The 421-nt window shown below is 64.1% G+C and carries 1 protein-coding gene; it reads right to left on the bottom strand.

Going from position 1 to position 421, the window contains the following annotated elements; genetic code table 11:
• Positions 1-421 (bottom strand): hypothetical protein (locus EGI20_RS19090; RefSeq protein WP_498633281.1); only part of this gene is annotated, 421 nt, incomplete at both ends.

Below are 421 nucleotides of genomic sequence, written 5' to 3'. Positions count from 1 at the left end.
TCACACCGATCGCCACGGACGACTTGGCATAAGAACCCGCGCCGATAGCAATACTGTTGGCCTTATCCGCTTTCGCGTCGGCACCGATGGCAATCGAGTTTTTATCACCCGAACTCTGGGCACCACCCGCGCGCAAGGTGCCATCCTCCAGCATACCCAGCGCCTTATCTGCCTTGGTTTCGGCACGATCCGCCTTGGTTTCAGCACGATCGGCCGTGGTCTGGGCCGTGGTCGCTTTGGCGTCGGCGGTGGCTGCTGCGGTCTTGGCTTCGGTAGCAGCCGTCTTCGCTTCGGTGGCCGTCGTCTGCGCGGCGCTGGCCGCAGTTTTTGCCTCGGTGGCTGCCGTCTTGGCTTCGGTAGCTGTCGACTGTGCGGCGCTGGCCGCGTCTTTGGCCGCGTCGGCCGTCAACTGCGCAGCGCT

The sequence above is a fragment of the Aquitalea sp. S1-19 genome, assembly GCF_024343515.1.
This window is presented reverse-complemented; position numbering and strand designations above follow the sequence as displayed.